This window comes from Castellaniella hirudinis (assembly GCF_042651965.1).
Taxonomy (GTDB): Bacteria; Pseudomonadota; Gammaproteobacteria; order Burkholderiales; family Burkholderiaceae_B; genus Castellaniella; species Castellaniella hirudinis.
In genome coordinates this window covers 401,314-422,253 of the sequence record NZ_JBHSDY010000001.1, presented here as the reverse complement: position 1 = coordinate 422,253, position 20,940 = coordinate 401,314, and the positions used below count along the sequence as shown (strand labels likewise).

Sequence of the window (20,940 nt, the reverse complement as noted above, 5' to 3'; positions counted from 1 at the left end):
GTTCCTTGTTGTCAGATCGTCGGATCAATCCGTCAGATCAATTGCTTTGGGATGCCTGGCCCAGCAGGGCCGATTTCAGGGATTCCTGGGCCGGGTGGGCGCCCAGCCAGACCTTCAGGAGCGCAGCGGCGAACCGGGGGTCTTTCACTTCTCCCAGCGCCTTGCCCTTGAATGATACCGAGACGGTTCCCTGATTGAAAAGCACGTCCACCAGATCGCCCGAGGCGCCTTCGCCGCCGGTCTTCATGAAGGCCTCGAAATGGGCGATGGAATCGGCCATGTCCCGCAGCTCGGCGTCGGTGCAGTTGGCCTTCAGGCCATCGTTCAACGCGTCGGTCAGCGCCTTGCTGTTGATGTCGCGCAGCAGGGTCAGGCGCAGCAGTTGCGGCTCGGGGCTACTGACGATCGCTGCGGCATCCCGGGACGGCTGGGTCCGGTACAAGGCGGCGACGTAGACGTGGAAGACGAAGCGCTGGCGCAGTCCGGCGCCGTTCAGGACCAGGCTCTGGCCGGCGACCGACTGCTGCTCGGGCACGTCCACATTGGCCACGGTCAGGGCCAGGGCGGGCGGCGTCGCGCACAGGCCGGCGACGGCCAGGGCCAGGGCGGCGAATGTGCCATGCAGCAGGCCGGCGCGCGCAGGCCGCATGCGCGCGCGAACCTGCCGTGCGGTCTCGAGCGATGGATTCGGATAGGTCATGATGCGTCTCCCGCCGCGTCGACGCGCGGCTTGCGTTGTTTGTAATAGGCCTTGTCGGCCAAGTAGATGGTGCGTTGGACTTCCGTGTATACGGTGCCGTCGGCGTCCTTCAGGTCCACCTGGTAGACCCGTTCGGTTTCGTGGTCGCGGTCCAGGTCCGCGCGGATGCCCTGCAGCTCGGCTTCCGTCAGGACGAAATCGGCGTACAGCGTGCGGAAGGCCGGTTTGCGATAGCGGATCTCGGCGGCTTTGTCCCAGATGATGGCGCTGCGTTCCAGGCGGGCCATCAGCATGCCCACGTGCACGCCGTCGGTGACGGCGAACAGCGAGCCGCCAAAAATCGAACCCACGATATTGCGCGTGCGCCGCGTCAGTGCCAGGCGGACGCGCACGTGCAGCAGATCATGGGATACATAGTCCACCCGGCCTCCCGTCGCGCGGAAGGCCGGATGCAGGTTGAAGCCCGTGCGCATGGCACGCGCCCGCCACCGGGGCGGCAGGCGTTTCAACTGCGACAACTTCATGCCAGGCTCACGGTCGTCATGCTCAGAACTGATGCGAGAACTGCACGCCGATGATGTCCGCGCTGCTCTTGTAGTCGCCCTTCAGCACGCCTGACGTCGCTTCGGCCGAGTGGTTGTTCACCGAGGTGTTCTTCACGAACAGGTGGGCGTAGCCGACGTCGATGCTGGTGGATTTGCTGAAGTTGTACTTCGCACCCAGCGAGACCCAGTAGCGGTCGTTGTCCGGCAGGGCGGAGGGACGATAGGCATCGCTTTGCACCGGGGACTGGTCCCAGGCCACACCGCCCTTGAAGGTCCAGCTCTCGCTGTACTTGTAGTTGGCCCCCAGAGAGACGCGCCAGGCATCCTTGAAGCGCAGGTCCAGCGTGGCATTATCAATGCCGGTGTTGACGATCTTCAGTTCCGGGATGCTGCTCCAGCCGGTCCAGGCCACGTCGCCCAGCAGAGTCCAGCGGTCATTCAACTGGTGGACCACGCTGAAGATCGCGGAGTCAGGCAGTTCGATGGAGGCCGAGGCATTGTGGGCGCCGAGAGGAAGCTGGGCCAGGAGGGGGTTTGCCATTGCGCCACCCATGACGGTGGTGGGAATGTTCCTGTTGCTGACCGTGGTGGTGCCATCGGCATCGATCTTGACCCTGGAGCGGTAGGACAGGCCGAAGCGCGTGTCCTCGGTGGCCTGCCAGAGGATGCCGGCATTCCAGCCCCAGGCATCGCCCTTGGCCTTGACGCGGGCTTGCAGGTCGCCGCCGGGCAGGGCAATCGGGGCCATCATGCCTGCCGGAAAGCTCGGTACGAACTGGGCCTTGCGATAATCCGCCTCCAACTGCATCCAGTTCAGACCGACGCCGACGGACAGGGTATCGGTGGCCTTGAAGGCGATGGACGGGTTGATGTTGATGCTCTGAATGTCGAATTTCTCGGAGTGGTAGCGGCCCGCCCAGCCCTTCTCGTAGTCGGTCATCAGGCCGAAGGGCGCGCCCACGCTCAGGCCCAGCCAGGTGCGCGGGCTCACTTGCCAGGTGAAGTGGGCATTGGGAACGACGCCCCAGGCGCCGGCATTGCCGCCGTCGCCGCCGCCGGCCGGCCGGCCGCCGAGTCCGCCAATCGGCTTGCCGCCGAACGTGGTCGGCGTCGTGCTGCCGCTATCCGAAAACTCGAAATTCGGCTTGATGCCGACCACACCGGCGCTGACGTTCATGCCCGGCAGCAAGGTGATGCTGGCGGGGTTGAAGTAGTTGGCGCTGGCGTTTTCGCCGATGGCCGCCGAGCCGGCATAGGCATTGCCCAGGCCGCTGGCGTTCTGCTCCAGCAGCTGGAAGCCGGCGCTGTGGGCGATGCCCGCCGTGCCCAGGCCCAGAACCAGGGCCGACAGGGTCTTGAGCGTGTATTGCATTTTCATCGTGTCACCTCCGAGTCATTGATGAAAAACGTGGTGCAGGTACACCTGCTTTGGGTTATTCCCGATTAACCTTATCGAGATAAGGGGTAAAATTTGGACACACGAATCCCCGGGCCGCAGGCGGACGCCATGCGGTCTCACGGGTAGAGCAATAAAGAGCGTTTTCCGCTTGCGCCCGGCTCATCCAGTCGTTTACCGCCCAGTAAATCGGCGACAAAAGGACTCCCTCGCTGCGTCATCGCGCAGCGACGTTCAAGGCTTTGAGCGGGGCGCCGGAATCAGGCCGGCATCACACAATCAATCAGCTTCGCGTGGTATCGGCCCTCCCGTGTAGGGCGCATAGCCCGTACCAAAAATCACACCTGCATTGGCGAGTTCGGCATCGGCGACCACGCCGGCCGCCTGTTGGCGGCGGGTGGCGTCGATCAAGGGTTGCAGCAGGCGGCGCGCCAGGCCGGCCGGGGCGGCGCCGGCCTCGGTCCGGACAGGTTTGCCCTCGCGCCAGCGGTAAAAGCCCTGGCCGGATTTGCGGCCCAGTTCATTGCGGTCCAGATGGCGCGCCAGGCAGGCGGGCGGCTGGGCCTGGCCGGTCAGTTGCGCGCCGGCGTCGCGGGCGATGTCCAGGCCCACGGTGTCGATGAGTTCGATCGGCCCCATGGGCATGCCGTAGGCCTTCATGGCGGCGTCGATGGTCTCGGGGCTCAGGCCCTCGTCCACGCAGCGCATGGCTTCCAGCATGTAGGGCGCCAGTACGGCGTTGACCAGGAAGCCGGGCACGCTTTGCACCGGCAAGGGCAGTTTGCCGATCCGGCCGACGAAGGCGCAGGCGGCAGCCTGGGCGTGCGGGTCGGTGTGTCCGGTCGTCACGACTTCGACCAGGGGCATCTTCGCCACGGGGTTGAAGAAGTGGATGCCCACCAGACGCTCCGGCCGCGCCAGGTCGCGTCCCAGGTCCTGCAGCGACAGGCTGGAGGTGTTGGTCGCCAGCAGCGCGCCGTCTTTCAGGCGCGGTTCGAGGGCGGCGTACAGGCCGCGCTTGGCGTCCGGATTTTCGCTGATGGCCTCGATGACCAGGTCGGCGCGGGCGACACCCTGGCCGTCCGGGTCCGGAATCAGGCGGTCGGCGGCCAGCATCGCCTCGCGGGCGGGCTGGATCTTGCGTGTGTACAGCGCCCGGGCGCGGCCGATGGCCTGGGCGATGCGCGCGCGGTCCATGTCCTGCAGGGTGACGGTCAGGCCCTTGAGCGCGCACCAGGCGGCGATGTCGCCGCCCATCACGCCCGCACCCACCACGTGGACGTGCTGCACGGCGGCCTGATCGCTGCCTTTGCCGAATGCTTTGAGGCGTTCCTGCATGCGGAACACGCGCAGCAGATTGCGGGCGGTGTCGGACTGGACGATGCCTTCGATCAGCGCGGGCGCCGCCAGCGCGTTGCCGCCGTGATGCGCCCAGATGTCCAGGATGGCGCGCGGGGCCGGGTAGTGGCCCTGCGGATCGCGTTTTTCCAGCGTCTTGCGGGCCTGGCGCAGCAGCAGCGGGCGCAGGATCGGATGGCTGAGCCAGGCGTCCTTGCCACGCGGGCCGCGCACCGGTTGGTTGGAGCGGACGTGGCGTGCGGCGGACTGTGCCGCCAGGCGCGGCGGCACACACAGATCGGCCAGGCCGCTGGCGGCTGCGCGGCGCGCGCTCAGGGCGCGGCCCGTCAGCATCATGTCCAGCGCCAGCGGGGCGCCGACACGCCGGGGCAGACGCAGCATGCCGCCCCAGCCGGGGAAGATGCCCAGCATGACTTCGGGCAGCGACAGGCGCGTGTCGGGCTGATCGACGACGATCCGGTAGCGGCACGCCAGGGCCAGCTCCAGGCCGCCGCCCATGCAGTGGCCCTGCACCAGGGCCAGGGTCGGCCAGGACACCGCCGCCAGGCGGTTGAAGACCGTCCAGCCGCGCTCGACAAAGGCGCGCGCCGTGGCCGCATCGTTCAACTGGGAGAATTCGTCGATGTCGGCGCCCGCGATGAAGCCGGCGGCCTTGCCCGAGCGGATCACCAGCGCGGCGGGCGGGGCGGACTGGAAATAATCCAGGGCGCGGCCCAGCTCGGTCAGCACCTCGCCCGACAGGCGGTTGACGGAACTGCCGGCGCAATCGATGGTCAGCCAGGTGATGCCTTGCGGGTCGATCTCGCAGCGGAAATGGCGCAGATCCAGGGATTCGAAGCTCATGTCAGATCCCCTCGCAGCGTTCGACCAGCATGGCGCCGCCCTGGCCGCCGCCGATGCAGATGGCGGCCATGCCGCGGCGCAGCCCCCGGGCCTGCAGGGCGCGCACCAGGTGCAGCACGATGCGCGCGCCCGAGGCCCCCACGGGGTGGCCCTGCGCGATGGCGCCGCCGTCCACGTTCAGACGATCCATGTCCAGATCCCCCAGCGCGCCGCGCCCCAGATGTTCCCGGCACCATGACTCGTCACGCCAGGCTGCGAGACAGCCTAGCACCTGGGCGGCGAAGGCTTCATTGATTTCCCACAAGTCCAGATCGTTCAGGCCCAGATTCCGGCGCGCCAGGATGGCCGAGGACGCATGCACCGGGCCCAGACCCATGACGGCCGGGTCCAGGGCCGACCATTGCGCATCGACGATGCGGGCGATGGGCCGCAGGCCGCGCTCGCGCACGGCGCGTTCCGAGGCCAGCAGCAGAAGCGCCGCGCCGTCGGTGACCTGGGAGCTGTTGCCCGCCGTGATGTTGCCGTAGGGCTTGTCGAAGACGGGCTTGAGCCGCGCGAGTTTTTCCGGGGTGGAATCCGCGCGCACGCCGTCGTCGTCGGCATACAGCGCGCCCTTGGCATCGACCAGGGGCACGATTTCGTCAAAGGCGCCCCGGTCGCGCGCGGCCAGGGCGCGGGCGTGGCTTTGCGCCGCGTAGGCGTCGAGCTGTTCGCGCGTCAGGCCGAAACGGTGGACCAGGTTTTCGGCGGTCTGGCCCATGGACAGGCCGATCACCGGATCGCTCAGGCCTTTCAGCAGGCCGATGACGGGCTTGAAGTAAGCGGGGCGGAAACGCCGCAGCAGCGGCAGGCGCTGCGACCAGGTGCGCGCCTGGTTCCATTGGGCCAGCCAGTGGACCATTTCGTCGGGGAACAGCAGCGGCGCGCGCGACAGGGCGTCCACGCCGCCGGCCAGCACCAGATCGTGGCGGCCGGTCTGCAGGCCCATGGCGGCGGAATCCAGCGCCTGCATGCCGGAGGCGCAGTTGCGCATCACCGTCCAGCCGGGCACGCGGTCGCCGCAGCCCAGGCGCAGGGCGATCACCCGGCCGATATTGGTTTCGTCGGCCGAGGGCGCCGCGCAGCCGATCACGACTTCGTCCAGTTCGGTGGGTGCGAAAGGCTGGCGCAGCAGCAGTTCGCGGCCCGTCTGCACGGCCAGATCGGACGCGGAGAACGGACCCGGCGCGTTGCGGGCCTTGAGGAAGGGGCTGCGCGCCCCGTCGATGAGGTAGACGGGTTCGAAGGCCATCAGGATCGGTCTCCTGCGGATTCGGTCCGGGACGGGCCCTGGAGATTCGGGGCGAAGTCGTCCACGCCGATCACGCGGTCGCGCAGCGCATTGCGCGCGCGGATGCGGTTCAGTTCATCGTCGGTCAGGCCGCCGGCTGCGTGGATGGCCTCGGCCATGTCGCGCACGTTGGCGCGCGGGTCGGCGGCGGGCACACGGCCGGCCTTTTCAAATTCGCGCATGCGGGCTTCGAGGACCTGCGTATCCAGCACGGCGGTGAAGGCGGCTTCGATGGCGCCGACGGGCTCGGCCGGGTCGTGCGGCACGTAAGCGTCCTGCGTCAGGCGGTCGCGCGCGCCGCCGGGCTGGCTGATGGCATCGGCCACGGCCATGGAAAGCGTGTCGGACGGCGCGGCGAAGGGCCGGCCCCAGGGGAACAGCAGGACGCGCAAGGCCCAGGCCAGGGGGCGGTTGGGGAAATTGGCCAGCACGCCGGTGAAAGCATCCTGGGCGCGGCAGAACGCATCCTGGATCGCCCAGTGGGCCAGCGGCGCGTCGGCGGCCTGGCGGCCCTCGTCCTGGTAGCGTTTCAGTGTGGCGGAAATCAGGTAGAGCTGCGACAGAATATCGCCCAGGCGGGCGGAGATCGATTCGCGCCGCTTCAGTGCGCCGCCCAGCGTCAGCATGGAAACGTCGGCCAGGGTGGCGAAGGCGGCCGAGAAGCGCGTCAACTGCCGGTAGTAGCGGACCATTTCCGGGGCGACGGCCGTGTCGGGGCGGGCCGGCAGCGCGTTGGTGAAGCCGTGGCCGACGGCGCGCAGCGCGTTGCACGTCGTGTGGCGCACATGGCCCCAGAAGGCGCGATCGAAGTCCGCCAGACCCTGTTCAGGGTCGGCGGCCTGGGCGGCGCGCATTTCGTCCAGCACGTGGGGATGGCAGCGGATCGCGCCCTGGCCGAAGATGATCAGGCTGCGCGTCAGGATGTTGGCGCCCTCGACCGTGATGCCCACCGGGATCTGCTGGTAGGCGCGGCCCAGGAAGTTCTGCGGACCGAGGCAGATGCCCTTGCCGCCGATGATGTCCATGCCGTCGTTGACGACGATGCGGCCGCGTTCGGTGACGTGGTATTTGACGATGGCCGAGACCACGGCGGGCTTCTCGCCCAGGTCCACGGCGCCGGCCGTCATGACGCGGGCCGCGTCCATCAGGTAGGTGTGGCCGCCGATGCGCGCCAGGGCCTCGGCGACGCCCTCGAATTTATGGATGCGGGTGCGGAACTGGTCGCGCACGACGGTATAGGCGCCCACGGTGCGTGCCGTGAGCTTGGCCATGCCGGTATAGGACGAGGGCAGCGAAATCGAACGGCCCGCCGCCAGGCATTCCATCAGCATGCGCCAGCCCTGGCCGGCCATGGACGGCCCGCCGATGATGAAATCCAGGGGCATGAACACGTCCCGCCCCTGCGTGGGGCCGTTCATGAACATGGCGTCCAGCGGGAAATGGCGGCGGCCGATGTCCACGCCCGGGTGGTCGGACGGCACCAGGGCGCAGGTGATGCCCAGATCGGGCGTGTCGCCCAGCAGGCCGTCGGGATCATACAGGCGGAAGGCCAGGCCCAGAAGGGTGCAGACGGGGCCGAGGGTGATGTAGCGCTTGTCCCAGGTGACGCGCATGCCCAGGACCTCGCGGCCCTGCCACTCGCCTTTGCAGACGATGCCGTGGTCGGGGATGGCGGCCGCGTCCGAGCCGGCCCAGGGGCTGGTCAGGGCAAAGGCCGGGATGTCCTCGCCGCGCGCCAGGCGCGGCAGGTAGTGGTTCTTTTGTTCGTCGGTGCCGTAATGCAGCAGCAGTTCGGCCGGGCCCAGCGAGTTGGGCACCATGACGGTGACTGACAATGCGGAGCAGCGGGTGGACAGTTTGGCGACCACGGCGGAATGCGCCAGCGCCGAGAAACCCAGGCCGCCGTATGCCTCAGGGATGATCATGCCGAAGAAGCGGCGGGTCTTGATGTATTCCCAGGCTTCAGCCGGGATGTCCAGATCCTGCCGGGTGACCTGCCAGTCGTTCACCATCGCGCAGACGGTCTCGACTTCATTGTCCAGAAAGGCTTGTTCGGCCTCGCTCAGGCGCGGGGCGGGGATGGCGTGCAGGGCGCGGGCGCTGGGGCGGCCGCGAAAGAGGGCGCCGTCCCACCAGACAGTGCCGGCTTCCAGGGCTTCGCGCTCGGTGTCCGACATGCGCGGCAGGATGCGGCGGAAGGTCTGGTACAGGGGGCGGCTGAGATGTTTGATGCGCAGATCGCGGCGGCTCAGCACAAAGGCCGCCGCAGCGATGAGCAGGAGGAGCAGGAGCAGCAGGAACGTCATGTGGGAGTCCCCCCCGAAGGTGGTGCGCCGGTCGACAGCGGGGCGCGCAGGCCGCCCAGCAGAAAGGACATCAGGCGGGCGAGCAGGGCCTCGGCGTCGATGTTATTGGTGTCGCCGGGCAGGTTCATGGCCTGGCTGGAGCTTTCGGCCCCCATGATGGCGTAGGCCGTGGCGCCCAGCATGAAGTGAAAACGCCAGACGATCTCGGCCTCGGGCACGCCGGGCAGCGAGGTCAGCAGGGCGCGGGTGAAACGGTGCGCGACCGCCGAGCGTTCAGCGGCGAACAGGGCGCTGATGGCGCCGTTCGGGTCGGACATGGTGCTGGACTGCAGCGGCATGAAGGCGCGCCGTTCGGCGCCGGCGCTGCAGGCGTGGCGCACCAGCGGGCCGAAATAGGCCTCGACGATGGCGGAAGGTTTGAGCGGCTGGCCGTCGGCCTTGGCTTCGAGTGCGTCCAGAATGCGCAGGCGTTCGTCGTTGAGTACACCCAGGCGGCGCTGGAACACGGCCTCGACCAGGGCGTCCTTGGAGCCGAAGTGATAATTCACTGCGGACAGGTTCACCTGCGCCGTCTGGGTGATCTGGCGCATGGAGGTGTTGTCGTGCCCGTACTCGGCGAACAGGCGTTCGGCGGCATCGAGTATGGCATCGCGGGTGAGGGCGGAGCGGGAAGTGGCCATGAATTAATTCAAACGTTTGTTTTAAAACTATACACAATCCGCCCGGATTAGGTATCCGTGTTACCCCTAGGATGGCTGGGGCGGCAGTCGTGCGCCGGTGATTGCTTGTTGGGGAAATGCCGCGTCCAGGATACACTTTCAAAGATTCGTTTCCATGGTTTAAAAAGGTCCGTGATGGCTTCCGTGCGACAGCTACTGGTGATTTCGTCTCTGGTCATCGCCTGCATTCTGGTGGGCATGCTGGCGATGGGCACCAGCCTGATGGAGCGCCGGCTCGACGCCCAGTTGCAGACCGATGGTGAAAACGCTGCCGCCACGCTGGCTCTGCTGGTCAGCGCCCAGCCCGACGCGGCCGCGCGCGCGCGGGTGTTGGATGCGGCCTTTCAGCAGGGACGCTATGCCGATCTGGCGCTGACGCCGGATGATGCGGCGGCCCCCGCCTTCCAGTCCCGCCGTCCGGGGCGCCTGGCCGGCGACGCGCCGGGCTGGTTCACCTCCCTGGTCGACCTTCAGCCCCACCAGGCCTCGCGCCAGGTGGCCGGCGTCGGCTCGCTGCGGCTGACCCTGGACCCGGGGCCCGCGCGCGACGCGCTCTGGACGCACGTGATGCAATGGACGTGGCTGGCGCTGGGGCTGGCGGCTTTCTGGGCCCTGTTCGTCGTCGCCCTGGTGAACCGGGTGCGGCGCGAACTGGCCGCCGTTGCCGCGGTCGATGCGCCCGAAATCAAGATCAAGCGCACCGAACCCGTCGAAGACGCCGAACTGATGGACGACGTCCGCGAACGCATCGCGCCCACGATGGATGAGCAGATGGCGCGCATCGAGCGGCTGGAAATCGAACTGAACCGCGATCCGGTCACCGGCCTGGCCAACCGCAGCTATTTCCTGAATGAACTCAAGCGCATGCTGCGCGACGATTCCCGCCAGGGCGCGGTCAGCGGCTATGTCCTGCTGATCCGCAGCCGTGACATGGCGCGCCTGCAGAACCAGACCGAACGCCAGGAGCTGGACGACTGGCTGCGGCTGCTGGGGCGGCGCATCATCGAGCTGCTGAATGAAAACCCGCAGACGCGGGCCTTGCCTGCGCGCCTGACCGGCAGCGATTTCGTGGTGCTGTTCCCCGTGGGCGGCGGCCCCGAGGTCATGCGCCCGGTGCAGAGACTGCGCGAACTGCTGGAAACCCTGCGGGTCAAGCTGGACAGTCATAATCTGTCGCGCTGGGCCTATGCCCTGACGGACTACACCGTGCAGTGCACGACCAAGGAAGTCCTGACGCGCCTGGACCAGGCCCTGATGTGCGCCGAGAGCGCCGGCCACGAGGAAATCGAATTCCTGTCCTACGCCGACCACGAGGACGGTGAGCTGTTGATGGGCGAGGCCTCCTGGCGCACCCTGATCACCCAGGCCCTGGACCACGATCGCTTGTCGCTGGACGTGCGTCGGGTCCAATACGAGGGCGACGACATCACCGACCGCCACGAGGCCGGCCTGGTGCTGCAGGAAGACGATCCCGATCAGCCGAGGATGTCCGGTTTTCTGTTCATGCCGGCCGCTTCGCGCCTGGGCCTGTCCCCGGCCTGCGACCTGCGCGCGCTGTGCCTGGCGCTGAACTGGCTGGGCGAGCATGACGGCGTGCTGGTCATCCGCATGTCGATCGCCTCGGTCCTGGACACGCAATATATAGAGGAGATCCGCCAGATCTGCAGTAACGCCGATCCCGAACTGCTGCGCCGCCTGGTGATCGAGCTGGACGCCTACGGGCTGAGCCGGCACCTGGAGGCTTTCCGGTCCTTTGGCCGGGGCGTCATCGAGGCCGGCATGCACATGGGGCTGCGCGGCCTGGATCAGCAGCCCGACGCCTTGCGCCAGATCCACGAGGTCGATTTCGCCTATGTGAAACTGGGCGGAAACTTCGTGCGCGAACTGCTCGCCAGTCCCGGCGGGGTGCAGATGATGGTGGCCGTCACCGAGACCGCCATCGGCATGGGCATGCGTGTCTATGTCGATGATGCGGACGACGCGGGCACGCGCAGCATGCTGATCGAATATGGGGCTTTGCCGCGCGCGATGTGATGGCCTTGCCGGCCCGTGTCGGTTTTTTGCATAAGGGGCTTGCCTTAGCCGTGCAGGCATCTTATAATTGCCGTCTTGCCCTATAGCGCGCAGGTTTGATTCGCATCTTTTGATGCATCGGGCCCGCGCAGGGCAGTGGAAGTTCTCGAATTTCAACCCAGGGCGTACTTGGCCAACCGCACCAATTGGCGAACCCAAGCGGCTGTCAAGAATGCCTGACGGGACCAAAACTGGCTGCGTGGCCGGGGATTCATGCCCTGGGCTTCGTTGTTAAGTTGGAACAGGAAAAATCATGATCCAAATGCAGACCACGCTGGACGTGGCCGACAACACGGGTGCGCGTTCTGTGATGTGCATCAAGGTGTTGGGCGGTTCCAAGCGCCGTTATGCCGCCATTGGCGACGTCATCAAGGTGTCCGTCAAAGAAGCGGCCCCCCGCGGCCGCGTCAAAAAGGGCGAAATCTACAACGCCGTGGTGGTGCGTACCGCCAAGGGCGTCCGCCGCAAGGACGGCTCGCTGATCCGCTTCGGCGGCAATGCGGCCGTGTTGCTCAACGCCAAGCTCGAGCCCATCGGCACGCGCATCTTCGGACCGGTCACGCGCGAACTGCGCACCGAAAAGTTCATGAAGATCGTGTCCCTGGCGCCCGAAGTGCTGTAAGGAGCAGATCATGCAAAACATTCGCAAAGGCGACGAAGTCATCGTGTTGTCCGGCCGCGACCGCAGCCGTCGCGGCACCGTGGTGGCCCGCGTCGACGACGATCACGTGCTGGTCGAAGGCATCAACGTCGTGAAGAAGCACGCCAAGGGCAACCCCATGGCGGGCACGCCCGGCGGCATCGTCGACAAGACCCTGCCCATCCACATCTCGAACGTGGCGATCTTCAACCCCGAAACCGGCAAGGGCGACCGTGTCGGCGTCAAGGTCGTGGACGGCGCCAAGGTTCGCATTTTCCGCTCCAACGGCGCCGTCGTTGGCGCGAAGGCATAAGGGGCGCGCACAAATGGCTCGTTTACAAGATTTCTATCGCACCAAGGTCGCGGCCGACCTGCAGGCGAAATTCGGCTACCAGTCGGTGATGCAGGTTCCCCGCATCACCAAGATCACCCTGAACATGGGTGTGTCCGAAGCCGTCGCCGACAAGAAGGTCATCGAAAACGCCGTGGGCGACATGACCAAGATCTCCGGCCAGAAGCCCGTGGTCACCAAGACCCGCAAGGCAATCGCCGGCTTCAAGATCCGCGAAGACTACCCGATCGGCTGCATGGTCACCCTGCGCGGCCAGCGCATGTACGAATTCCTGGATCGCCTGATCTCGGTGGCCCTGCCCCGCGTGCGTGACTTCCGTGGCGTGTCGGGTCGTGCTTTCGACGGCCGCGGCAACTACAACATCGGTGTGAAAGAACAGATCATCTTCCCGGAAATCGAATACGACAAGATCGATGCCGTGCGCGGGATGAACATCAGCATCACCACCACCGCAAAGACCGACGAGGAAGCCAAGGCGCTGTTGAGCGCATTCAGCTTCCCCTTCCGCAACTAAGGGGCTGACGTGGCAAAACTTTCCCTCATCAATCGCGACATCAAGCGCGCCAAGCTGGCCGAGAAATTCGCCGCCAAGCGCGCCTCGCTGAAGGCGATCATCGCCGACCAGTCGAAATCCGACGAAGAACGCTATCAGGCTCGCCTGGCGCTGCAAGCACTGCCGCGCAATGCCAACCCCACCCGCCAGCGTAACCGCTGCGTGGTGACGGGGCGCCCCCGCGGCGTGTTCAGCAAGTTTGGGCTGACCCGCCACAAACTGCGTGAAATGACCATGCGCGGCGAAGTGCCTGGCATGACCAAGGCCAGCTGGTAGGAGAATCACACATGAGCATGAGCGATCCCATCGCCGATATGCTGACCCGCGTGCGCAACGCGCAAATGGTCAACAAGACGTCGGTTTCCATGCCCTCCTCCAAGCTGAAGGCGGCCATTGCCGCCGTGCTGAAGGACGAAGGCTATATTGATGATTTCCGTATCGGCGGCGAACAAGCCAAGCCGCAACTGGAAATCACCCTGAAGTACTATGCCGGCCGTCCGGTGATCGAGCGCATCGACCGCGTCTCGCGTCCCGGCCTGCGTATCTACAAGAGCAGCAACGCCATTCCCCAGGTCATGAACGGCCTGGGCGTGGCGATCGTCTCGACTCCCCGTGGCGTCATGACGGACCGCAAGGCCCGCGCCAACGGCGTCGGCGGCGAAGTGCTCTGCTACGTGGCATAAGGAGCTCAAAATGTCACGTATCGCTAAATACCCCGTTGCGCTGCCGAAAGGCGTCGAAGCCACCATCAGCGCCGGGCAGATCGTCGTCAAGGGCCCGCTGGGCACCCTGACCCAGTCCCTGGACGGCAACGTCCGGGTTTCCCAGGAAGACGGCCAGCTCACCTTCGCCGTTGCCAACGATTCCCGCCAGGCCAATGCCATGTCGGGCACCGTGCGCGCGCTGGTGAACAATATGGTCACGGGCGTCAGCGCCGGCTTTGAACGCCGCCTGAACCTGGTCGGCGTGGGTTTCCGCGCCCAGGTCCAGGGCAACGCCCTGAAGCTGCAGCTTGGCTTCTCGCACGACATCCTGCACGACATCCCCGAAGGGATCAAGATCGAGTGCCCGAGCCAGACCGAAATCGTGGTCAAGGGCTCCAACAAGCAGGTCGTCGGCCAGGTCGCCGCTGAAATCCGCGCCTATCGCGAACCCGAACCCTACAAGGGCAAGGGCGTGCGCTATGCGGATGAGCGTGTGATCCTGAAAGAAACCAAGAAGAAATAAGCACGCAGGCAAGGACGAATCATGGACAAGAAAACTTCCCGTTTGCGTCGTGCCGCGGCCACCCGCCGCAAGATTCACGAACTGCGCGTGCATCGCCTGGCGGTGCATCGCACGAATCTGCACATCTACGCCAACATCATTTCGCCGGAAGGCGATCGTGTGCTCGTCAGCGCCTCGACGCTCGAGCCCGAAGTCCGCAAGGAACTCGCCAGCCAGCAGGCCAACGGGGGCAACGCCGCCGCCGCCAGCCTGGTCGGCAAGCGCGTGGCCGAGAAGGCCAAGGCTGCCGGCATCGAACTCGTCGCTTTCGACCGTTCGGGCTTCCGTTACCATGGCCGCGTCAAGGCGCTGGCCGAAGCCGCGCGTGAAGCCGGCTTGAAGTTCTAAGGGAATCACATGGCTAAAGCACAAGGCAAGCACGCCCCGGAGCAAGAACGCGACGACGGCATGCGTGAAAAGATGATCGCGGTCAACCGCGTCAGCAAGGTCGTCAAGGGCGGCCGCACCATGAGCTTCGCCGCGCTGACCGTGGTCGGCGACGGCGACGGCCGTATCGGCATGGGCAAGGGCAAGGCCCGCGAAGTGCCGGTCGCCGTCCAGAAGGCCATGGAACAGGCCCGTCGCGGTCTGCTCAAGGTGGCCCTGAAGAACGGTACGCTGCACCACACCGTGGTCGGCAAGCACGGCGCCTCGACGGTGCTGATCTCGCCCGCCGCCGAAGGTACCGGCGTGATCGCCGGCGGCCCGATGCGCGCGATCTTCGAAGTGATGGGTGTGCGTAACGTCGTGGCCAAGAGCCTCGGCTCCAGCAACCCGTACAACATGGTCCGTGCGACCCTCAACGGCCTGCGCGCCTGCTCGACGCCTGCGGAAATCGCGGCCAAGCGCGGCAAGTCGGTCGAAGAGATCCTGGGGTAAGACATGGCACAGAAGCAAATCAAAGTCACGCTCGTGCGCTCCGTGATCGGTACGCACAAGTCCCACCGCGCCACCGTGCGCGGCCTGGGTCTGGGCAAGGTCAACAGCAGCCGTGTCCTGGTCGATACCCCCGAGGTGCGTGGGATGATCCGCAAGGTGGATTATCTGGTCACCGTCTCGGAAGCCTAAAGGAATTCTGATGTCCGTCACTCAACTGAACACGCTCGCCCCCGCCGAAGGCGCCAAGCGCCCCCGCCGCCGCGTGGGCCGCGGCATCGGCTCCGGCCTGGGCAAGACCGCCGGTCGTGGCCACAAAGGCCAGAAGTCCCGTGCGGGCGGTTTCCACAAGGTCGGTTTCGAAGGCGGTCAAATGCCGCTGCAGCGCCGCCTGCCCAAGCGCGGCTTCACGCCGCTGGGCCGTCACCTGGTCGCCGAAATCCGTCTGGCCGATCTTCAAGCCCTGCCGGTCGACGAGATCGACCTGCAAGTCCTGAAGGCCGCCGGCCTGGTGGGCGAACTGGTTCGCACCGTCAAGGTCATCAAGACCGGCGAACTGTCGCGCAAGGTCACCCTGCGCGGCATCAATGCGACGGCCGGCGCTCGCGCCGCGATCGAAGCGGCCGGCGGTTCGCTGGCTTAAGGGGCGGCTGTGGCCAAAGCTCAGGCACATAAGCCCAGCGCAGGATACGGCGACCTCAAGCGCCGCGTCCTGTTCCTCGTGCTCGCCCTGATCGTCTACCGCCTGGGGACTCACATCCCCGTGCCCGGCATCAATCCGGACGCGCTGTCCGACCTGTTCCAGCAGAACCAGGGCGGTATCCTAGGACTGTTCAACATGTTCTCCGGCGGCGCCCTGGAACGCTTTTCCGTGCTGGCGCTGGGGATCATGCCGTACATCTCGGCCTCCATCATCATGCAGTTGCTGGCGGTGGTGGTGCCGACCCTGGAAGCCATCAAGAAAGAAGGCCAGTCCGGGCAGCGCAAGATCACGCAGTACACCCGCTACGGCACGGTGTTCCTGGCGACCTTCCAGGCGATCGGTATTTCGATGGCGCTGGAATCGCAGCCCGGCCTGGTCATCGATCCGGGACTGTTGTTCCGCTTCACCACGATCGTGACGCTGGTCACCGGCAGCATGTTCATCATGTGGCTGGGCGAGCAGATCACGGAACGCGGCCTGGGCAACGGTATTTCGCTGCTGATCTTCGCCGGGATCGTCGCCGGTCTCCCTGGCGCCCTGGGCGGCATGCTGGATCTGGTGCGTACGGACTCGATGTCCATCCTGTCGGTGCTGTTCATCCTGGCCCTGGTGGTCGCGGTGACCTACTTCGTGGTGTTCGTCGAACGCGGCCAGCGCCGCATCACGGTGAACTACGCCAAGCGCCAGGTGGGCAACAAGCTCTACGGCGGCCAGTCCTCGCACTTGCCGCTGAAGCTGAACATGTCCGGTGTGATTCCGCCGATCTTCGCCTCGTCGATCATCCTGCTGCCTGCGACGGTCACCAGCTGGTTCTCCAGCAACCCGAACATGCGCTGGCTGGGCGATCTGGCGGCAGCCCTGTCGCCGCAGCAGCCGCTGTACGTGACGCTGTATTCCGGTCTGATCATTTTCTTCTGCTTCTTCTACACGGCTCTGGTGTTCAACAGCCGCGAGACGGCGGACAACCTGAAGAAGAGCGGCGCCTTCGTGCCCGGGATCCGTCCCGGCGAGCAGACCGCGCGCTACATCGACAAGATCCTCATGCGGCTGACGCTGTCGGGTGCGATCTATGTCACGCTGGTGTGTCTGCTGCCGGAACTGATGCAGATGCGCTGGAACGTGCCTTTCTATTTCGGCGGCACGTCCCTGCTGATCATCGTCGTCGTCGCAATGGATTTCATGGCGCAGGCGCAGGCTTACATGATGTCCCAACAGTATGACTCGCTGCTCCGGAAGGCGAACTTCAAGGGCACGGCGGGATTACCCATGCGCTGAAGAACATGTCCAAGGACGACGTTATCCAGATGCAAGGGGAGGTCCTTGAAAACCTTCCCAACGCAACATTCCGCGTCAAGCTGGAAAATGGCCACATGGTGTTAGGCCACATTTCGGGCAAGATGCGTATGCATTACATCCGGATCCTTCCGGGTGACAAGGTCACAGTGGAGCTCACGCCCTATGACCTGTCGCGCGCCAGGATTGTTTTCCGCTCCAAGTAGGTAGCGGCCGGTCAAGAACCAGGAGATCACCATGAAGGTAATGGCATCGGTAAAGCGGATCTGCCGCAACTGCAAAATCATCAAACGTCACGGCGTGGTGCGAGTCATCTGCACCGACCCGCGTCACAAGCAACGCCAAGGCTAAGGCCGGGCATCACGGAATTCACGAGGAACAGTCATGGCCCGTATTGCTGGCATTAATATTCCGCCGCACCAACACGCCGAGATCGGTCTGACGGCCATCTTCGGCATCGGCCGCACTCGCGCCCGCAAAATCTGCGAAGCGACCGGCATCGAGTACTCGAAGAAGATCAAGGATCTGACCGACGAGGAACTGGAAAAGATCCGTGAACAGATCAACGGCTTCACGATCGAAGGCGACCTGCGCCGCGAAGTGCAGCTGTCGATCAAGCGCCTGATCGACCTGGGCACGTATCGTGGCATGCGCCACAAGCGCGGTCTGCCGGTGCGCGGTCAGCGCACCCGCACCAACGCACGCACCCGCAAGGGCCCGCGTCGCGCCGCAGCGTCCCTGAAGAAATAACCTGAGGAAAGAACATGGCGAAAGCTCAGAGCGGCGCCGCGCGCGTCCGCAAGAAAGTCAAGAAGAACGTGTCCGACGGGATTGCTCACGTCCACGCGTCCTTCAACAACACCATCATCACCATCACCGACCGCCAGGGCAATGCGCTGTCGTGGGCGACGTCCGGTGGCGCCGGCTTCAAGGGCTCGCGCAAATCGACGCCGTTCGCCGCTCAGGTGGCTGCCGAATCCGCCGGCCGCGTGGCCCAGGAATACGGCATCAAGACGCTGGAAGTCCGCATCAAGGGCCCCGGCCCCGGCCGCGAATCCTCCGTGCGCGCCCTGAATGCCCTGGGGATCAAGATCTCCAGCATTTCGGACATCACGCCGGTGCCGCATAACGGCTGCCGTCCGCCCAAGCGTCGTCGTATCTAAGGGGAACCATCTTGGCTCGTTATACCGGACCCAAATGCAAGCTTTCGCGTCGCGAAGGCACCGATCTGTTCCTGAAGAGCGCCCGCCGTTCGCTGGATTCCAAGTGCAAGCTCGAATCCAAGCCCGGTCAGCATGGCCGCATCTCGGGTTCGCGCACCTCGGACTTCGGTCTGCAACTGCGTGAAAAGCAGAAACTGAAGCGCATGTACGGCGTGCTGGAAAAGCAGTTCCGCAAGTACTTCGCCGAAGCCGAGCGCCGTCGGGGCAACACCGGCGAAACGCTGATCCAGCTGCTGGAATCGCGCCTGGACAACGTCGTGTACCGCATGGGCTTTGGCTCCACGCGCGCCGAAGCGCGTCAGCTGGTGAACCACCGCTCCATCGAACTGAACGGCCACACCGCCGACATCGCCTCGATGCTGGTCAAGGCCGGCGACGTGATCTCCGTGCGTGAAAAGGCCAAGAGCCAGATCCGCATCAAGGAATCCCTGGAACTGGCGACCGGCAACGGCCTGCCCCAGTGGGTCGAAGTTGACGCCGGCAAGCTGTCGGGCGTGTTCAAGCAGGCCCCGGATCGCGCGGATGTCGCTCACGACGTCAACGAATCCATGGTCGTGGAACTGTATTCCCGCTGATCCCTGCGATCGGTGGCATGCGCCACCCGCCGTCCTTCGGGGCGGCGGTTTTGTTGTTTTTTCCGTCAGCCTTATCGGTGTAACGAGCCGAGGGTATTGAAAAGGAACATTCATGTCTGCACAAGGTTTTCTGAAGCCCCGCACCATCTCCGTCGAAACCCTGGGCGCGCATCACGCCAAGGTCGTGATGGAGCCCTTCGAGCGCGGCTATGGCCACACGCTGGGCAACGCCCTGCGCCGCATCCTGCTGTCCTCCATGTCGGGCTATGCCCCCACTGAAGTCCAGATCAGCGGTGTCGTGCACGAATACTCCACGATCGCCGGTGTGCGCGAGGACGTCGTCGACATCCTCCTGAACCTGAAGGGCGTGGTGTTCAAGCTCCACAACCGCGACGAAGTCACGCTGCAACTGAACAAGCAGGGTCCCGGCGAAGTCCGCGCCCGCGACATCGAGCTGCCGCATGACGTCGAGATCATCAACCCGGATCACCTGATCGCCACCCTGACGGACAATGGCCGTCTGGAAATGCAGGTCAAGGTCGAACAAGGCCGCGGCTACGTGCCGGGCAATGTGCGCGCCCTGGTCGATGACCGTTCGGCCACCATCGGCCAGATCGTGCTGGACGCTTCCTTCAGCCCCGTGCGCCGCGTCAGCTATGCCGTCGAAAACGCCCGCGTCGAGCAGCGTACCGACCTGGACAAGCTGGTGCTGGACGTGCAGACCAACGGCGTCATCAGCCCCGAAGAAGCCGTGCGCCAGTCGGCCCGCATCCTGATGGACCAGATCTCCGTGTTCGTGTCGCTGGCCGACAAGGACACCGGTCAACTGACCACCAGCCTGCCGGTGGGCGGCCAGTCGGCCCCGATCGATCCGGTGCTGCTGCGTCCGGTCGACGATCTGGAACTGACGGTGCGTTCGGCCAACTGCCTGAAGGCCGAAAACATCTACTACATCGGCGATCTGATCCAGCGGACCGAAAACGAGCTGCTCAAGACCCCGAACCTGGGTCGCAAGTCGCTCAACGAGATCAAGGAAGTCCTGGCCGCACGCGGCCTGACCCTGGGCATGAAGCTGGAAAACTGGCCGCCCGTCGGCCTCGAGCGCCCCTGATCTGTTCTGATTGCTGTACCGGCATGCGTGAGGCTCCTCGGGGCCGCGCGCATGCTAAAATCCCGCCTCGGCCGTTTCTGCGGCCGGGACTCCACCCCACCTGGGCCGCGGCTTAGCCGATAGAAGATCCGGGTTACATAGATTCAAAGGAAATCGAAATGCGCCATCGTCACGGCCTTCGCAAACTGAACCGCACCAGCAGCCACCGTCAAGCCATGTTCCGCAACATGGCCGTGTCCCTGCTGACCCATGAAGCCATCAAGACCACCTTGCCCAAGGCCAAGGAACTGCGTCGCGTGGTCGAGCCCCTGATCACCCTGGCGAAGAACCCCACGCTGGCCAACCGCCGCCTGGCCTTCGCTCGCCTGCGTGACCGCGACGTCGTGACAAAGCTGTTCAACGACATCGGACCGCGCTTCGCCGCTCGCAACGGTGGCTACACCCGTGTGCTGAAGATGGGCTTCCGCCAGGGCGACAACGCCCCCATGGCCTACATGGAACTGACCGACCGCCCGGAAGCTGAAGCCGCCGCCGGCGAATAAGTTTTTTGCGATGTCACGAAACGGACCCTCATGGGTCCGTTTTGCTTTGGGTCATGGGTGTTGGACGGTGTCCCCGGGTACAATGGGCCCGATACTCTATCCGGTCCGAAAACCATGAAAGATCAGACACCTGGCGGCGATTGCACCCCGGTCGTGCGCCAGGACGGCGCCCCTACCGACACCGTGGTGGTGCTCAGCACGGCACCCGACGAGCTCCTGGCCAAGCGCATCGCGCACGTGCTGGTCGAGGAATCGCTGGCGGCCTGCGCCCAGGTGGGACCGGCCATTGTGTCCATGTACCTGTGGCAGGGGGAACTCGAAGGCACGGACGAAGTCCAACTCACCTTCAAGACCACGGCGGACGCCTTGCCCGCGCTGCATGCGCGGCTGTGTGAACTGCACCCCTACGAGATCCCCGAATTCGTGGTGCAGGGCGTGCCGGCGGGCAGCCGCGCCTATCTGGACTGGGTGACCCAGGCCACCCGGGCCGCTGTCCAGACTGCCGCTCGGGACGCCTGACGGGCCGGCGTCGCTG

27 protein-coding genes are annotated in these 20,940 nt (G+C 65.4%); 20 read left to right on the top strand and 7 right to left on the bottom strand.

Features of this window, described 5'->3' with window-relative positions; genetic code table 11:
• Positions 1–37 precede the first annotated feature (37 nt).
• The 7 genes from ACFO0J_RS02130 to ACFO0J_RS02100 all read right to left on the bottom strand — a co-directional run bounded on the left by ACFO0J_RS02130 (position 38) and on the right by ACFO0J_RS02100 (position 9,159).
• Positions 38–700 (bottom strand): chalcone isomerase family protein, encoded by a 663-nt coding sequence (locus ACFO0J_RS02130; protein WP_376811407.1) that lies wholly within the window; start codon positions 698–700, stop codon positions 38–40.
• Positions 697–1,224 (bottom strand): DUF4442 domain-containing protein, encoded by a 528-nt coding sequence (locus ACFO0J_RS02125; RefSeq protein WP_376811406.1) that lies wholly within the window; start codon positions 1,222–1,224, stop codon positions 697–699. Before ACFO0J_RS02125 ends, ACFO0J_RS02130 begins: the two co-directional genes overlap by 4 nt.
• Positions 1,225–1,246: 22 nt before the next feature.
• Complete coding sequence (locus ACFO0J_RS02120) at positions 1,247–2,623, bottom strand: OmpP1/FadL family transporter (protein WP_376811405.1); 1,377 nt, start codon at positions 2,621–2,623, stop codon at positions 1,247–1,249.
• A 297-nt stretch (positions 2,624–2,920) separates the two neighbouring features.
• The gene (locus tag ACFO0J_RS02115; RefSeq protein ID WP_376811404.1) at positions 2,921–4,843 is read right to left on the bottom strand and encodes a 3-hydroxyacyl-CoA dehydrogenase NAD-binding domain-containing protein; all 1,923 of its coding nucleotides are present in this window, start codon (positions 4,841–4,843) and stop codon (positions 2,921–2,923) included.
• A gap of 1 nt (position 4,844) precedes the next feature.
• Positions 4,845–6,134 (bottom strand): acetyl-CoA C-acetyltransferase, encoded by a 1,290-nt coding sequence (locus ACFO0J_RS02110; RefSeq protein ID WP_376811403.1) that lies wholly within the window; start codon positions 6,132–6,134, stop codon positions 4,845–4,847.
• Positions 6,134–8,479, bottom strand: a complete 2,346-nt coding sequence (locus ACFO0J_RS02105) for an acyl-CoA dehydrogenase (protein ID WP_376811402.1) — start codon at positions 8,477–8,479, stop codon at positions 6,134–6,136. Before ACFO0J_RS02105 ends, ACFO0J_RS02110 begins: the two co-directional genes overlap by 1 nt.
• Positions 8,476–9,159, bottom strand: a complete 684-nt coding sequence (locus ACFO0J_RS02100) for a TetR/AcrR family transcriptional regulator (RefSeq protein ID WP_376811401.1) — start codon at positions 9,157–9,159, stop codon at positions 8,476–8,478. Before ACFO0J_RS02100 ends, ACFO0J_RS02105 begins: the two co-directional genes overlap by 4 nt.
• 174 nt (positions 9,160–9,333) lie before the next feature.
• Between ACFO0J_RS02100 and ACFO0J_RS02095 the strand changes: the two genes are divergently transcribed.
• From ACFO0J_RS02095 to cutA, 20 genes are all read left to right on the top strand, one after another.
• The gene (locus ACFO0J_RS02095) at positions 9,334–11,232 is read left to right on the top strand and encodes a bifunctional diguanylate cyclase/phosphodiesterase (RefSeq protein WP_376811400.1); all 1,899 of its coding nucleotides are present in this window, start codon (positions 9,334–9,336) and stop codon (positions 11,230–11,232) included.
• 292 nt (positions 11,233–11,524) lie between these two features.
• Positions 11,525–11,893 carry a 50S ribosomal protein L14 gene (rplN, locus tag ACFO0J_RS02090; protein ID WP_043678954.1) on the top strand — a complete coding sequence of 123 codons (369 nt, stop codon included), beginning with the start codon at positions 11,525–11,527 and terminating at the stop codon, positions 11,891–11,893.
• A gap of 10 nt (positions 11,894–11,903) precedes the next feature.
• Complete coding sequence (gene rplX / locus ACFO0J_RS02085; RefSeq protein ID WP_376811399.1) at positions 11,904–12,224, top strand: 50S ribosomal protein L24; 321 nt, start codon at positions 11,904–11,906, stop codon at positions 12,222–12,224.
• Positions 12,225–12,237: 13 nt separating this feature from the next.
• On the top strand, positions 12,238–12,777 hold the full coding sequence (gene rplE / locus ACFO0J_RS02080; RefSeq protein WP_376811398.1) for a 50S ribosomal protein L5: 540 nt from the start codon (positions 12,238–12,240) through the stop codon (positions 12,775–12,777).
• Between the two features lie 9 nt (positions 12,778–12,786).
• Positions 12,787–13,092 carry a 30S ribosomal protein S14 gene (gene rpsN, locus ACFO0J_RS02075; protein WP_376811397.1) on the top strand — a complete coding sequence of 102 codons (306 nt, stop codon included), beginning with the start codon at positions 12,787–12,789 and terminating at the stop codon, positions 13,090–13,092.
• An 11-nt stretch (positions 13,093–13,103) separates the two neighbouring features.
• Complete coding sequence (gene rpsH, locus ACFO0J_RS02070; RefSeq protein WP_376811396.1) at positions 13,104–13,499, top strand: 30S ribosomal protein S8; 396 nt, start codon at positions 13,104–13,106, stop codon at positions 13,497–13,499.
• A 10-nt stretch (positions 13,500–13,509) separates the two neighbouring features.
• Positions 13,510–14,043, top strand: a complete 534-nt coding sequence (gene rplF, locus ACFO0J_RS02065) for a 50S ribosomal protein L6 (RefSeq protein WP_376811395.1) — start codon at positions 13,510–13,512, stop codon at positions 14,041–14,043.
• A 21-nt stretch (positions 14,044–14,064) separates the two neighbouring features.
• The gene (gene rplR, locus ACFO0J_RS02060; RefSeq protein ID WP_376811394.1) at positions 14,065–14,430 is read left to right on the top strand and encodes a 50S ribosomal protein L18; all 366 of its coding nucleotides are present in this window, start codon (positions 14,065–14,067) and stop codon (positions 14,428–14,430) included.
• A gap of 9 nt (positions 14,431–14,439) precedes the next feature.
• Positions 14,440–14,961 (top strand): 30S ribosomal protein S5, encoded by a 522-nt coding sequence (gene rpsE, locus ACFO0J_RS02055; protein WP_269356055.1) that lies wholly within the window; start codon positions 14,440–14,442, stop codon positions 14,959–14,961.
• Between the two features lie 3 nt (positions 14,962–14,964).
• On the top strand, positions 14,965–15,150 hold the full coding sequence (gene rpmD, locus ACFO0J_RS02050) for a 50S ribosomal protein L30 (protein WP_043678932.1): 186 nt from the start codon (positions 14,965–14,967) through the stop codon (positions 15,148–15,150).
• A gap of 10 nt (positions 15,151–15,160) precedes the next feature.
• The gene (gene rplO / locus ACFO0J_RS02045) at positions 15,161–15,601 is read left to right on the top strand and encodes a 50S ribosomal protein L15 (RefSeq protein ID WP_376811393.1); all 441 of its coding nucleotides are present in this window, start codon (positions 15,161–15,163) and stop codon (positions 15,599–15,601) included.
• Between the two features lie 9 nt (positions 15,602–15,610).
• The gene (secY, locus tag ACFO0J_RS02040; protein WP_376811392.1) at positions 15,611–16,936 is read left to right on the top strand and encodes a preprotein translocase subunit SecY; all 1,326 of its coding nucleotides are present in this window, start codon (positions 15,611–15,613) and stop codon (positions 16,934–16,936) included.
• A gap of 5 nt (positions 16,937–16,941) precedes the next feature.
• Complete coding sequence (gene infA, locus ACFO0J_RS02035; RefSeq protein ID WP_346952390.1) at positions 16,942–17,160, top strand: translation initiation factor IF-1; 219 nt, start codon at positions 16,942–16,944, stop codon at positions 17,158–17,160.
• 31 nt (positions 17,161–17,191) lie between these two features.
• Entirely contained in the window at positions 17,192–17,305 is a 114-nt protein-coding gene (rpmJ, locus tag ACFO0J_RS02030; RefSeq protein WP_003805360.1) for a 50S ribosomal protein L36, read from the top strand.
• Between the two features lie 33 nt (positions 17,306–17,338).
• Positions 17,339–17,704 carry a 30S ribosomal protein S13 gene (gene rpsM, locus ACFO0J_RS02025; protein ID WP_376811391.1) on the top strand — a complete coding sequence of 122 codons (366 nt, stop codon included), beginning with the start codon at positions 17,339–17,341 and terminating at the stop codon, positions 17,702–17,704.
• A 14-nt stretch (positions 17,705–17,718) separates the two neighbouring features.
• The gene (gene rpsK / locus ACFO0J_RS02020; protein ID WP_043678919.1) at positions 17,719–18,117 is read left to right on the top strand and encodes a 30S ribosomal protein S11; all 399 of its coding nucleotides are present in this window, start codon (positions 17,719–17,721) and stop codon (positions 18,115–18,117) included.
• Between the two features lie 11 nt (positions 18,118–18,128).
• A complete protein-coding gene (rpsD, locus tag ACFO0J_RS02015) occupies positions 18,129–18,752 on the top strand; it encodes a 30S ribosomal protein S4 (RefSeq protein WP_376811390.1) in 624 nt (207 codons plus the stop codon).
• 112 nt (positions 18,753–18,864) lie between these two features.
• On the top strand, positions 18,865–19,863 hold the full coding sequence (locus ACFO0J_RS02010) for a DNA-directed RNA polymerase subunit alpha (RefSeq protein WP_376811389.1): 999 nt from the start codon (positions 18,865–18,867) through the stop codon (positions 19,861–19,863).
• A gap of 158 nt (positions 19,864–20,021) precedes the next feature.
• On the top strand, positions 20,022–20,405 hold the full coding sequence (gene rplQ, locus ACFO0J_RS02005) for a 50S ribosomal protein L17 (RefSeq protein ID WP_376811388.1): 384 nt from the start codon (positions 20,022–20,024) through the stop codon (positions 20,403–20,405).
• A gap of 114 nt (positions 20,406–20,519) precedes the next feature.
• Complete coding sequence (cutA, locus tag ACFO0J_RS02000) at positions 20,520–20,924, top strand: divalent-cation tolerance protein CutA (protein ID WP_376811387.1); 405 nt, start codon at positions 20,520–20,522, stop codon at positions 20,922–20,924.
• Positions 20,925–20,940: the final 16 nt, after the last annotated feature.